The following is a 12,201-nucleotide window of genomic DNA, read 5'->3' on the forward strand; positions in this document are numbered from 1 at the left end:
ATTTTTCAAGGCTATCTTTATTTTTTACTATTGGCATTTACACTTTCTAGCTTTCATTTATCAGTTTCATAAAATCATCTTCAGAAATTATCGGGACATTAAGTTTATTGGCTTTTTCTAGTTTAGCCGGTCCCATATTATCTCCGGCAACAACATAATCTGTTTTGGCAGAAATAGAACTTCCCACTTTCCCACCGTTATCTTCAATAGCTTTTTTCAAATCGTCTCTTGAAAATTTCTCAAAAACACCTGAAACTACAAAGGTTTTTCCAGAAAGTTTATCCGTGGCATTTGGATTTATTTTTTCAACAATTTCAAATTGTACGCCATGTTTTCTTATTCTTTCGATTATAATCCTATTTTCTTGATTTTCGAAAAAATCAATCACGCTTTGTGCAATTCGTTCTCCAATTTCATCCACCAAAATCAAATCCATCAATGTGGCCTGACTCAATGCATCAATATTTTTATAATGCTTGGCTAATTTCTTAGCTACCGTTTCACCAACAAATCGGATTCCAAGAGCAAATAAAACACTTTCAAAAGGAATATTTTTCGAATTTTCTACCCCTTTCACCAAATTTTGAGCAGATTTTTGAGCCATTCTTTCCAAAGGAAGAATTTGTTCTACCGTCAATTCATATAAATCAGCATAATTGTGAACCAATCCATTATTGAAAAGTAACGCAACTGTTTCTCCGCCAAGGCCTTCGATATCCATAGCTTTTCTGGAAATATAATGTTGTATTCGTCCAATAATCTGTGGAGGACAACCATAAAAATTCGGACAATAGTGATTCGCTTCGCCTTCCGATCTGACCAACTCTGTATTACATTCCGGACAATGCGTGATGTATTTTGTAGGCTGTGTATTTTCTGGACGTTTGCCTAAATCAACGGCAATAATCTTAGGGATTATCTCTCCTCCTTTTTCTACGAAAACGGTATCTCCTACACGAATATCCAGTTTCTCAATTTGATCAGCATTATGTAATGAAGCACGTTTCACTATGGTTCCTGCCAATTGTACTGGTTCTAAATTTGCCACTGGAGTAATAGCCCCAGTTCTTCCTACTTGATAGGATATGGAGTTTAATTTTGTTGAAACTTGTTCTGATTTGAATTTATAAGCAATTGCCCAACGCGGAGATTTGGCAGTAAAACCCAATTCATCCTGATAGTGAAAAGAATTTACTTTTACCACTACGCCATCTGTTTCATAAGGAAGAGTATGCCTATGAGTGTCCCAATGATCAATAAATTCAAAAACTTCTTCTAAATTACGAGCCAGTTTTGCTTCTTTGGGTGCTTTAAATCCCCATTGTCTAGCCGTTTCTAATCCTTCATATTGTGATTTAAAAGGTAAATTATTTCCAATTAAAAAATACAACAAACAATCCAACGGTCTTTTTGCAACTTCGGCACTGTCTTGTAATTTCAAACTTCCCGAAGCTGTGTTTCTAGGATTTGAATACGGTAATTCCCCTATTTCGATTAAATCCTGGTTCATTTTTTCGAAACCGGCAAAGGGCAAAATGATTTCACCACGCACATCAAATTTATCAGGAAAATTTCCTTTAAGCTTAAGCGGAATTGATTTTATGGTTTTAATATTATTAGTAACATCATCCCCTTGAAAACCATCGCCACGAGTTACTGCCCGTTTTAATTTTCCGTTTTCGTAAGTTATACTGATTGATGCCCCATCATATTTTAATTCACAGGTATATTCTAATGGAACTTCTCCGAGAACTTTTTGAATACGCTTTTCCCAATCGATCAATTCTTCTTTCGAATAAGAATTATCAAGAGAATACATTCGGTGTTCATGAGGAACGGTTTGGAAGTTTTTTGTAATCGTACCGCCTACTCGTTGCGTAGGAGAATTTTCATCAAAGTATTCTGGATATTTATTTTCTAAATCCTGAAGTTGTTTTAATTTCAAATCAAATTCATAATCGGAAATTATTGGTTTATCCAACACGTAATAATTATGATTGTGTTGATTTAATTCCTCTCTTAAAGTTTGAATTGTATTTTGAATATCCATAGAAAATAAAAATTGGCTATTTTAGTTTTTGAAAAAGTGTACTAAAATAACCAAATTAAAAGAAACTGCAATACAATTATGACTCTATAATTGTATTTATTTGTTTGTACAAAAGACCATCACTTAAAAAAGAACCTTGCTGTATTAATTCGAAAACTGAGGTATTACGTTCATCGGTAAACTCTTTTTTCCCCACTTTCATTTCAATTGTATCGGTAAACATGTTATCGCTAAGCCATTGCAATCCTTCTTTGGTAAGAAAATCAGTTTCTGGAACCAATGATTTCAAAACAATAGATTGAACATAAGTATCAAAACAATGAAAAAGAAAAATATGGTTTTTAGAAAAATGCTCTAAATATTCTGCTTTTGTTAGAACCCCTTCCCAAACCAAATCAGAAAAAACATCAAGTTCTTGTTCAGCCACTTCCGGTTTTTCAATTTTAATTTTATCCCACTCCGCTTTATCAATTGCTTGAGTGGCTAGAAAATTAGTAAATTCAGGCGTTAATTCTTCAAATTGTTCTTTTGTTAATCTTGAGTATTTCATTTATGTTAAATTTATTTCAGCATCTTGTATTTATTAAGATGCTCTTTATATTATATTTAAAGTAAAGAATCTGAAACAAGTTCAGATTAAACAAAAAAAAATCCCGACTTCCATCGGGATTTAATTATATAAATTTAAAATTATGCTTTTTCAGCAACAATTTCATAAGCTAATTCAATAATTACTTCTCTGTGTAATCTAACGTTAGCAGCATATTTTCCTGTACGTTTAACAATTCCACTTGTAATAAATTTTCTATCAATTACTTGACCACCTTTTGCTAATGCTTCAGCGATATCAATATTCGTAATTGAACCGAATAATTTTTCACCACCTGCTTTTGCGAAAATTTTAATTTCAATAGCTTTCAAAGCTTCAGCCAATGCTTTTGCGTCGTTTACTACTTTCTCTTCTTTGTGAGCTCTTTGTTTTAGGTTTTCAGCTAACACTTTCTTTGCAGAAGAAGTTGCTAAATGTGCGTGACCTTGTGGGATTAAAAAGTTACGACCGTATCCGTTTTTCACATTTACTACGTCATCTTTAAATCCTAAATTTTGAACATCTTTTCTTAAAATAAGTTCCATGTTGTTGTCCTTTATTTGAGAAGTTAGGTTTCATATTTCAGAAAACCAACAACTGTTAGTTTTTAATTATTTTAATAAATCAGCCACATATGGCATTAATGCTAAGTGACGTGCTCTCTTAACAGCAACTGACACTTTTCTTTGGTATTTCAATGAAGTTCCTGTTAAACGACGAGGAAGAATTTTCCCTTGTTCGTTTACAAATTTCAATAAGAAATCAGCATCTTTATAATCAATATATTTGATACCTGATTTTTTGAAACGACAATACTTTTTAGTTTTGTTTGTTTCTATGTTTAAAGGTGTAAGATATCTGATATCTCCGTCTTTTTTTCCTGAAGCCGATTGTTGTAATGTTGCCATGATAATTAAGCTTTTGTAGATTTTAATTTAGTTCTTCTTCTTTCAGCCCAAGATATAGCATGTTTATCTAAACTTACAGTCAAGAAACGCATTACTCTTTCGTCACGTCTAAATTCAGTTTCAAAAGCAATAAGAACTTCTCCTGCTACTTTGAATTCGAATAAATGGTAAAAACCACTTTTTTTGTTTTGAATTTCGTAAGCCATCTTTTTAAGACCCCAGTCTTCTTTCGATACCATTTCAGCTCCACGACTAGTAAGAAAATCTTCAAATTTGCTTACTGTTTCCTTTACCTGAACTTCAGATAAAACGGGATTTAAAATGAAAACAGTTTCATAATGATTCATAAATGTTTTATTTATTTGTTAATTTGGCTGCAAAAGTAATCAATTTTTTTAAACAAACAATGACAATTTCACTTTATTCGTTGTATGGTTAAAAAAACCGATGAAAATTAGTTTTTTAAATAAATGATTATTAAATTTACTATTCCAAATCTTAAAATACAAAAATTATGAAACTTAATTGTGTAGTAGTTGACGATAGTTCCATTCAAAGAATGATCATCGCAAAGTTAGTAAATAATCATCCAAATCTGCATTTAATTGGTGATTTTTCTAATGCAATTGAAGCTAGAAGCTGCATGTCCGTGCATAATGTGGATCTAATATTTCTAGACATTGAGATGCCTGTGATAAGCGGTTTCGATTTCTTAGACGGTTTAAAAATTAAACCCCAAATAATCTTCATTACTTCTAAAGCGGAGTATGCCATGAAAGCATTTGATTATGACGCTACCGACTATCTGCAAAAACCTATTGCTATTGATCGTTTCAATGCATCTGTTAGAAGAGCAATCGATTTATATTCTCTTAAAAAAGAAAATAAAGAAGAAGAAGGGGAACATATTTTCATTAAGAGCAATCTGAAAAAATTAAAAATATTTACTTCTAAAATTAAATGGATTGAAGCTTTTGGCGACTACGTTAGAGTTGTTACAGAAGAAGACAGCAACTTAGTGCTTTCTACGATGAAATCTTTTGAAAATGATTTATCTAAAGAAAAATTCATCCGAGTTCACAAGTCCTATATTATAAATATAGACAAAGTAGAGCGCTTCAACAGTAAGTTTGCCGAAATTGGAGTTACCAAAATACCTTTAAGTAGAAATAAAAAAGAAGATTTAGTTAAAGCCCTATCATTTGCATAAAACTATTTTTCAATAAAAATCGACGTTTAGCGTAACTTTTATAGCTCTGTATTGAGCAACAGCCTCAAAACTATTCAATATCTTTTGGATAGTTTTTTTTGTGCTTACTACAGACACGTTTTGTGGAATTTTAATAATGATTGTTCGTATGTATTCATTTCTAATTCTATTTATAGCGGGTTCCTCAGGACCTAATACCGGCATAGTAAGATTTTGACTCATTACTTGATACAACCACATGGCACCTTCCTTTAGTTTATCAAAATCGCGTTGTTTTAATGTCAGCTTTATGATTCTGAAATAAGGCGGATATTTATAGATTTGCCTGTCATACAATTGCTCCTTATACATTCCCAGATAATCATTATTGGTTACTTGCTGTATCGTATTGTGATTGGGATTATACGTTTGAATAATTACTTTTCCTTGTTTCTCTGAGCGGCCTGCCCGACCCGCTACTTGAGTCATCATTTGAAAACTTCTTTCGAATGCCCTAAAATCAGGATGATACAACATATTATCCGCGTTCATGATTCCTACCAAACTTACATTGTCAAAATCCAATCCTTTGGCAAGCATTTGCGTTCCAACTAAAATATCAATTTCCCTATTCTTGAAACTATCGATAATTTTCTCAAAACCAAATTTTCCTCGCGTGGTGTCCTGATCCATTCTTCCCATTTTTGAATTAGGAAAAATCGAAATCAGCTCTTGCTCTATTTGCTCGGTTCCAAATCCTTTTGTAGTCAAATCAACACTTGAACACGAATGACAATGCGAAGGTTTTGCCATCGTATAGCCACAATAATGACAACGCAACTGGTTTTTATGTTTGTGATACGTCAAACTCACGTCGCATTGTTGGCATTGGGGAACATGACCACAAGTAATACATTCAATTATAGGAGAATAACCTCTTCTATTTTGAAATAAAATCACTTGTTCACCTAATGACAAAGCTATATTGATTTCTTCAATTAAAACATCACTAAAATGTCCTGTCATTTTTTTACGAAAGTATTTGTCTTTCAAATCCACCAATTCAATATTTGGCATCATGACGTTTCCAAATCGTTTCGAAATTTCGACTAAACCATATTTTTCTGATTTTGCATTAAAATAAGTTTCAATACTTGGTGTTGCCGAACCTAATAAAACTTTTGCTTTATGTGAATGAGCCAAAACCACCGCAGCATCACGCGCATGATAACGCGGCGCAGGATCTACTTGTTTGAAAGTTTGTTCGTGCTCCTCATCAACAATTATAAATCCCAGATTATGAAAAGGCAAAAATAAAGCGGATCGCGCTCCTATTACTACTTGCGCTTTCTCTGAATTTACCAAAACTTGATTCCAAACCTCGATACGTTCATTATTGTTATATTTCGAATGAAAAACAGCTACTTTATTTCCAAAATAAGTTCGCAATCTTCCCACTAATTGTGTAGTCAAAGCAATTTCGGGCAATAAATACAACACTTGTTTTCCCGTTTCCAGATATTCTTCAATAAGCTTAATATAAATTTCGGTTTTTCCACTGGAAGTTACACCATGTAGCAAACAGACTTCTTTTTGAACAAAACTATCTTTAATTTCTTCAAAAGCAGTTTGCTGCGCTTGACTTAATTGCAGTTGATCTTCTCTTATTTTTCCATTGAAATTTACTCGGTCTTCCTGAAGAAAATAATCCTCGAATATTTCTTTTTCAATTAATGCTTTTATAATTGCCGAAGAGGAATTAGCAGCTTCAACCAATTTTTTAACAGTTATCGGTTTCTTTTCGGTAGCGCTCAATTGAAAATAAGCCAGTACAATTTCCTTTTGTTTATTAGCGCTTTTCAAAGTTTCCAACAATTCACCCAAACCTGCATTCGAATCGTATTTAGAATGCAAACGCAAATAACGAACCAACTTTGGCTTGTAACTTTCTGAAATTTCTTCTTGAAGAACCAATATATTTTTGTCAATCAATTTTTGAATAACAGGAAATATATTTTTCTTGTTTAAAATAGCTATAATGTCTTGAACTTTGAGCGAACTTTGCTGTTGCAAGGCTTGATAAACTAGATATTCATCATCCGAAAGCAGACTTTCATCCACAAACAAATCTTGCTTTTGAGAAATTATGGTTTCGCTTTCCAGCAAAAGTGCGCTTGGCATAGCGCCTCGATACACATCACCAATAGCACACATATAATAAGAAGCTATCCATTGCCAATGTGCAATTTGGATTTCAGTAACTATAGGTTTTTCATCCAGAATTTGGTGAATTTCTTTGGCTTCGTATAAAATGGGTTCATTTTGATGAATTTCAATTACTAGCGCCGTGTAAATTTTACTTTTACCAAAAGGTACTGCCACACGCATTCCTTTCTTGATATAATGAAATTCAGCTTCAGAAACGCTATAGGTAAAGGTTTTGGCAAGAGAAAGGGGTAAAATTACTTCGAAGAAATGCATTTTTAGATTTTAGGTATTTATTATTATTTGGACGGGTATTAAATTCATTCTACTTGAATTAACTTTTTACCCTGTACCAATATTGTGTTCGTCCAAACAATGAAATCCCAATAAAACCACGAACTTTAAGTTTATCTTTTGATTCTAATGTAATGAAACATTTATAAAGCTTCCCGTTTTTAGGATCTAAGATTTTACCCTTAGTATACACATCTCCGTCTTTTTTCAATCCCTTAATTACAATCATTCCAAGAATAGGTTTGTTTTTATCCTCGCCTGAACAATTAGTACAAACTTTTTTTCTATGTTCTTCTTCGAGAATTTCAATTACTTTACCATAAATCTTTCCAGATTTCTCATAGATTTCCACTATTGATTTTGCTTTTCCAGTTTCGTCATCAATAGTTTTCCATTTACCAATAACCGTTTGATTTTGACCATAGAAAATGGTAACAAAAAACAGCGCTATAATAACAAATCTACTTTTTTTCATAATGATTGATTTTTGCTCTGGCAGATTAAAGACCTCAAATTAATTAATTGTAAAATTAAACATTAAAAAGGAAAAGATTGTAATGAATAGCAGGAAATTGCTTGCTAACTTCATTGGATTAAATTCTGAAAATTATTTTAAAAAAATTGTTCCGTCTGTTATTACGAAAACGTTTGAAACTTTAAATTTTGCATATATAGGCCTTTGTCACCCGAAATAAAATCAATAAATTAGCCACTTGAAATCCTATACAAAATTACAATGAAAAATACTGCGCTTACGCACATACACGAGAGTTTGGGAGCAAAAATGCTTCCGTTTGCCGGATACAATATGCCTATTTTATATGAAGGCGTGAATGCAGAACATGAAACGGTTCGAAATGCCGTGGGTGTTTTTGATGTTTCACACATGGGCGAATTCTTGCTTACCGGACCAAATGCGTTGGCTTTGATACAAAAAGTAACTTCTAATGACGCATCTGTTTTGACCATTGGAAGAGCACAATATTCTTGTTTACCAAACGATGATGGTGGAATTGTAGATGATTTGATTGTTTACAAAATGAAAGACGAGCAGTATTTATTAGTCGTAAATGCTTCGAATATTGATAAAGATTGGGATTGGATTTCAGCTCATAATGATTTAGGAGTCGAAATGAAAAACTTATCTGATGATTATTCATTATTGGCTATTCAAGGCCCTAAAGCTGTTGAATCCATGCAATCATTGACTTCTAGGGATTTATCAGCTATTCCGTATTACCATTTTGAAGTAGGTGATTTTGCAGGAATTGAGAACGTGATTATTTCGGCAACAGGATATACAGGTTCTGGAGGATTTGAGATTTACTGCAAAAATTCAGAAGTAGAACAAATTTGGAATAAAGTTTTTGAAGCTGGTGCTTCTTTTGGGATTAAACCAATAGGTCTTGCCGCCCGTGATACGTTACGATTAGAAATGGGATTTTGTTTGTACGGAAATGACATCAATGACACCACTTCTCCACTTGAAGCTGGTTTGGGATGGATTACTAAATTCACCAAAGAATTCACCAATTCAGAAAACTTGAAAAAGCAAAAAGAAGCAGGAGTTTCTAAAAAGTTAGTGGCTTTTGAAATGCAGGAACGTGCTGTGCCAAGACATGATTATGAAATCGTTGATGCAGCAGGAAATCCAATAGGAATTGTAACTTCGGGCACCATGTCGCCATCAATGAATAAAGGAATCGGTTTAGGCTACGTTACCACTGAAAACAGCGCTTTAGACAGTGATATATTCATTAGAATCCGTAAAAATGATGTTCCTGCCAAAGTGGTAAAATTACCGTTTTACAAGAAATAAGAAATAAATGAAAAAAATTTCACTCGTATTATTCTTGACTACATTTTCACTATTTGGTCAAAATGATGTCAAAACTTGTGAAATACTTTCTAAAATAAATGCGTTAATTCAGCGCGAACATATTAATCCAAAACCGGTAGACGACAGTTTATCGGTTTTTGTTTTTGATAGCTTTATTGACCAACTTGATCCTTCAAGAACTGTTTTTCTAAAATCAGAATATAATATTTTATCTCAAAAATACCGCTTGAATATTGACAATCTCATCAAAGATAAAGATTGTACTTTTCTAACCGATATAGCTTCGGTTTACAAAGAAGATCTTTTAAGAAATAAGAATATTTTAGAAAAAATAGATAAAGAAACCATGGACTATGAAGGGAAAGATACGATTCGGTTTTATAAAAAATCATTTCCAATCTATTTAGTAGAGAATCAAGTCGAGAAAGTTTGGAGAAAAAAAATTCGATATGAAATTTTGGATGATATTGCTCAGGTAAGCAAAAATCTAGATTCTATTAAAACCAATTTTAATACATTGGCTATTCATTCGAAAAACACTGTTATTCAAAATGAACTTTGTAGAATAAATAGCATTTTACAAAATGAATCGAGCTTAGCTGAAAGCCTATACAATCATTTCTGCGGATACTTCGACCCACATACCGCTTATTTTAGTGATGATTCCAAGACAAGTTTTGTAGCTTCATTATCAAAGGAACATTTATCATTAGGGCTTAATGTAAGCTTAAATGAAAAAAGTGAAATTATTATAGATGAATTAGATCCAAATGGTCCCGCATTTTTAACTGGAAAAATAAAAAAAGGAGATCAGATTGTTTCGATTTCAAATCTAAAAGAGACTTTACTGGTTTCTTGCACTTCAATGGAATCCATTTCGAATATGATCCTCTCAGAAGCAAATAAAAACATATTACTAACCCTGAAACGTAGTTCCGGAAAAAGTTTTGAAGTACTAATCGAGAAGCAAGTCATAAAAGACGAAGAAAACACTGTTTACAGTTTTATTGTTGAGAAAGACACCAAAATAGGATATATAAAAATCCCTAGTTTTTATGCTGATTTAGAAGGCCAGAGCGGTAAAGGTTGTGCCCAAGATGTTGCCCAAGAAGTAATCAAATTAAAGAAAGACAACATCAAGGGATTAATTATTGATTTAGCGGATAATGGGGGCGGATCGATGGAAGAAGCGATAAAATTAGCCGGAATGTTTATTGATAACGGTCCAATATCCGTAGTAATTGATAATAAAAAAGGACAAACCACAATTGACGATCCATACAAAGGAATGATCTATAAAGATCCTATCGTGCTTCTAATAAATGGCAATTCAGCATCCGCAAGTGAATTTTTCGCATCAATTCTTCAAGATTATCATCGAGCATTATTGATAGGCAATACTACTTTAGGAAAAGCAACCATGCAAACCATAGTCCCTTTAGAAGAAAATGATTCTGAAAATTTTATAAAAGTAACCGTCAATAAATTTTACAGAATAACTGGTAAAAGTCATCAAAGTGTGGGTGTTTTTCCAAATGTTCGAATACCGGAGATCTATGAAACAATCTTTCAAAAAGAGAATGACTATCCTACTTCTTTCAAAAATGACAGTATTGATACTTTTATTAAATTTAAACCTTATGTGAAAAACAATTTGATTCAAAAAGTATCAGAAAAAAGCAAACTCCGAATTAGCAACGACTCTTATTTTAATGCTATTAAAATGATTAATAAACGAATCGATGCTTTGACAAACCAACCAAAGAAAGCGATACCATTGACAATTGATCTGGTTTTTGAAGAACAAAATGAAGTCAGTAATTTATGGGAAGATATTAATTCTTTTGATTCCGGAAATATTAATTTGAATGTTTACAATTCGGATTTTAATAAATTCCTTCTCGCCATCCATCCATTAGAAAAAAGCAACAATCAATTCCAGTTGGATGCATTAAAAAAGAATCATTATTTGAATGAAGCCATTACAATAATTGAAGATTTTAATACTTTGAAATAAAATAATACTACTAATTTATTTAATTAGATAAAAGAATTTAATTTGATTTTGGTAAAATAAGGAATAACTGTATTTTTGCAGATCAAAATAATAAACTAGCAATGGGAAGAGCGTTTGAGTTCAGAAAAGGAAGAAAAATGAAACGTTGGTCAGCAATGGCCAAAGCATTTACCAGAATTGGTAAAGATATTGTGATGGCTGTAAAGGAAGGTGGACCTAATCCTGATGCCAACTCAAGATTAAGAGCTGTTATTCAGAATTCCAAGGCAGTTAATATGCCGAAAGAAAATGTAGAACGCGCAATCAAAAAAGCAACGGATAAAGACACCGCTAACTATAAAGAAGTTTTATTTGAAGGATATGCTCCTCATGGAATTGCAATTCTGGTTGAAACGGCTACTGATAATAATAACAGGACTGTTGCTAATGTTAGAAGCTATTTTAACAAATGCAACGGAACAATGGGAACGCAAGGTTCGGTTGAATTTATGTTTGACCATACGTGTAACTTTAGAATTCCAGCAAACGGAATTGACCCTGAAGAATTAGAATTAGAATTAATCGATTTTGGTGCAGAAGAAGTTTTTGAAGATGAAGACGGTATATTAATTTATGCGCCGTTTGGAAGTTTTGGAACTATTCAAAAAGAATTAGAAAACAGAGGATTAGAAATTCTTTCGTCTGGATTTGAAAGAATTCCTCAAATTACTAAAAAACTCTCTGAAGCTGAAGTAGCCGATGTAGAAAAACTAATTGAAAAATTAGAAGAAGATGATGACGTGATGAACGTGTATCATACTATGGAAGAAGAATAGCTATCAGATTACAGTTATAAGATTACAGTTTTAAACTCCGGAGAAATCTGGAGTTTTTTGTTTTTAATACCTTAAAATTTGTCATAAAAAAAGGGAATAAAACTATACGTTTAAAAACCCACTTTAAAACTGAAAACCCCATCAGCTTTAAGTTGATGGGGTTTTTTATCTTAATACTGTCCCGTCCTGAAATAGTGATACACAAAAAGTATCCTTATGGAAAAACAAGAAGAACCACGCTATTTAAAGCGCACCCAAAAAGACTATTCGATGTTTTTTAAATTGCAAATTGTT

11 protein-coding genes are annotated in these 12,201 nt (G+C 32.5%); 4 read left to right on the plus strand and 7 right to left on the minus strand.

Going from position 1 to position 12,201, the window contains the following annotated elements:
- Nucleotides 1–46: 46 nt before the first annotated feature.
- From ligA to rpsF, 5 genes are all read right to left on the minus strand, one after another.
- Entirely contained in the window at nt 47–2,050 is a 2,004-nt protein-coding gene (ligA, locus tag ACM55K_RS16430) for an NAD-dependent DNA ligase LigA (protein ID WP_416851356.1), read from the minus strand.
- A 76-nt stretch (nt 2,051–2,126) separates the two neighbouring features.
- Entirely contained in the window at nt 2,127–2,600 is a 474-nt protein-coding gene (locus ACM55K_RS16435) for a DUF6495 family protein (RefSeq protein ID WP_416851357.1), read from the minus strand.
- A gap of 140 nt (nt 2,601–2,740) precedes the next feature.
- Nucleotides 2,741–3,184, minus strand: coding sequence for a 50S ribosomal protein L9 (gene rplI, locus ACM55K_RS16440; RefSeq protein WP_416851358.1), 444 nt, complete (start codon nt 3,182–3,184; stop codon nt 2,741–2,743).
- 66 nt (nt 3,185–3,250) lie between these two features.
- Nucleotides 3,251–3,547, minus strand: a complete 297-nt coding sequence (gene rpsR, locus ACM55K_RS16445) for a 30S ribosomal protein S18 (RefSeq protein ID WP_007138295.1) — start codon at nt 3,545–3,547, stop codon at nt 3,251–3,253.
- Between the two features lie 5 nt (nt 3,548–3,552).
- On the minus strand, nt 3,553–3,894 hold the full coding sequence (gene rpsF, locus ACM55K_RS16450; RefSeq protein ID WP_035671622.1) for a 30S ribosomal protein S6: 342 nt from the start codon (nt 3,892–3,894) through the stop codon (nt 3,553–3,555).
- Between the two features lie 167 nt (nt 3,895–4,061).
- On the opposite strand from rpsF, the gene ACM55K_RS16455 reads away from it, so the two are divergent.
- Nucleotides 4,062–4,757, plus strand: a complete 696-nt coding sequence (locus tag ACM55K_RS16455; RefSeq protein ID WP_035674413.1) for a LytR/AlgR family response regulator transcription factor — start codon at nt 4,062–4,064, stop codon at nt 4,755–4,757.
- A 9-nt stretch (nt 4,758–4,766) separates the two neighbouring features.
- Here the strand turns inward: ACM55K_RS16455 and priA are convergent, their stop codons facing one another.
- Nucleotides 4,767–7,217 carry a replication restart helicase PriA gene (priA, locus tag ACM55K_RS16460; protein ID WP_416851359.1) on the minus strand — a complete coding sequence of 817 codons (2,451 nt, stop codon included), beginning with the start codon at nt 7,215–7,217 and terminating at the stop codon, nt 4,767–4,769.
- 58 nt (nt 7,218–7,275) lie between these two features.
- On the minus strand, nt 7,276–7,710 hold the full coding sequence (locus tag ACM55K_RS16465) for a DUF2147 domain-containing protein (RefSeq protein WP_416851360.1): 435 nt from the start codon (nt 7,708–7,710) through the stop codon (nt 7,276–7,278).
- A 261-nt stretch (nt 7,711–7,971) separates the two neighbouring features.
- On the opposite strand from ACM55K_RS16465, the gene gcvT reads away from it, so the two are divergent.
- The 3 genes from gcvT (at nt 7,972) to ACM55K_RS16480 (ending at nt 11,907) form a co-directional block, all read left to right on the plus strand.
- Complete coding sequence (gene gcvT / locus ACM55K_RS16470; RefSeq protein ID WP_416851361.1) at nt 7,972–9,054, plus strand: glycine cleavage system aminomethyltransferase GcvT; 1,083 nt, start codon at nt 7,972–7,974, stop codon at nt 9,052–9,054.
- A gap of 7 nt (nt 9,055–9,061) precedes the next feature.
- Nucleotides 9,062–11,092 carry a S41 family peptidase gene (locus ACM55K_RS16475; RefSeq protein WP_416851362.1) on the plus strand — a complete coding sequence of 677 codons (2,031 nt, stop codon included), beginning with the start codon at nt 9,062–9,064 and terminating at the stop codon, nt 11,090–11,092.
- Between the two features lie 101 nt (nt 11,093–11,193).
- On the plus strand, nt 11,194–11,907 hold the full coding sequence (locus tag ACM55K_RS16480) for a YebC/PmpR family DNA-binding transcriptional regulator (RefSeq protein WP_416851363.1): 714 nt from the start codon (nt 11,194–11,196) through the stop codon (nt 11,905–11,907).
- Nucleotides 11,908–12,201: the final 294 nt, after the last annotated feature.

This window comes from Flavobacterium arabinosi, from assembly GCF_048158725.1.
GTDB lineage: Bacteria > Bacteroidota > Bacteroidia > Flavobacteriales > Flavobacteriaceae > Flavobacterium > Flavobacterium arabinosi.